The organism is Micromonospora sp. MH33 (assembly GCF_003013775.1).
In the GTDB taxonomy this organism is placed as follows: Bacteria; Actinomycetota; Actinomycetes; order Mycobacteriales; family Micromonosporaceae; genus Micromonospora; species Micromonospora fulviviridis.
Window position 1 is genome coordinate 1 of record NZ_MUYZ01000632.1, and the last position, 1,365, is coordinate 1,365.

2 protein-coding genes are annotated in these 1,365 nt (G+C 77.4%); both read left to right on the forward strand.

Features of this window, described 5'->3' with window-relative positions:
* Positions 1-555, forward strand: a 555-nt coding sequence (locus B0E53_RS36510; RefSeq protein WP_107079921.1) for a precorrin-2 C(20)-methyltransferase, incomplete at its 5' end; no start/stop codon positions are given.
* Positions 552-1,365 (forward strand): precorrin-4 C(11)-methyltransferase (gene cobM, locus B0E53_RS36515; protein WP_107079922.1); only part of this gene is annotated, 814 nt, incomplete at its 3' end. The genes B0E53_RS36510 and cobM, both read left to right, overlap by 4 nt.

Below are 1,365 nucleotides of genomic sequence, written 5' to 3' on the forward strand. Positions count from 1 at the left end.
CGGCTGCCGTTCGCCCTGGACGACCGGGGCGGGGTGACCGCCCGCCGGGAGCGGGCCTGGGCCGCCGCGGCGGCGGCCGTGGTGGCCGCCGTCGACGCGGGCGCCCGGGCGGTCGCCTTCGCCACCATCGGCGACCCCAACGTCTACTCCACCTTCGGCTACCTGGCCGACGGCGTCCGGGCCCGGCGGCCCGGAGTCGAGGTACGCACCGTGCCCGGCATCACCGCCATGCAGGAGCTGGCCGCCCGCGCCGGCGTGCCGCTCTGCGAGGGTCGCGAACCGCTCACCCTGCTGCCCGCCACGGCCGGGCTCACGCCGGTCGCCGACGCGCTCGCCGGCCCCGGCACCGTCGTCGTCTACAAGGGCTGGCGCCGCCACCCCGACCTGGTCGACGAACTGCGCCGGCAGGGCCGCCTCGCCGACGCCGTGCTGGGCCGGGCACTCGGCCTGCCGGGCGAGCGGATCGGGCCGGTGGACGACGCCGCCGCCGACCTGCCCTACCTGTCGACGCTGCTGGTCCCGGCCCGCCGGGACGGGCGGGGAGGAAAACTGTGACCACCACCGGCAAGGTCTGGTTCGTCGGGGCCGGCCCCGGCGCCGCCGACCTGCTCACCCTGCGCGCCGCCCGGGTCATCGCCGAGGCCGACGTGGTGATCTGGGCGGCCAGCCTGGTGCACGCCGACGTGCTCGCCCACGCCCGCCCGGGCGCCGAGATCGTCGACTCGTCCCAGCTGCCCATCGAGGGGGTCCGGCCGCTCTACGAGCGGGCCGCCGTCGAGGGGCTGACCGTGGCCCGGATCCACTCCGGCGACCCGGCCCTGTGGGGTGCCGTACAGGAGCAGCTCGACCTGTGCCACGCCCTCGGCCTGGCCGTGGAGGTGGTGCCCGGGGTGTCCTCGTTCACCGCGGTCGCCGCGCTGGTCGGCCGGGAGCTGACCATCCCCGAGGTCGCCCAGTCGGTGATCCTCACCCGCCTGGAGGGCGGCAAGACGCCGATGCCGCCCGGCGAGCGGGTCCGCGAGTTCGCCCGGCACGGCACCACCATGGCGTTGTTCCTCTCCGCCGCACGCTCCGGGCAGGCGCAGGCGGAGCTGCTGGCCGGCGGTTACCCGCCGGAGACCCCGGTGGTGGTCGCCTACCAGGCGACCTGGCCGGACGAGCTGGTGGTCCGGTGCGCGCTGGGCGAGCTGGAGGCCACCGTCAAGGCGCACAAACTCTGGAAGCACACGCTGTTCCTGGTCGGTCCGGCGCTCGCCGCCGCCGGCACCCGCTCGCACCTCTACCACCCCGGCCACTTCCACACCCACCGGCGGGCCGAGCCGGCCGCCCGCGCCGCGCTGCGCCGCGCCCGCGCCGACCGGCCCG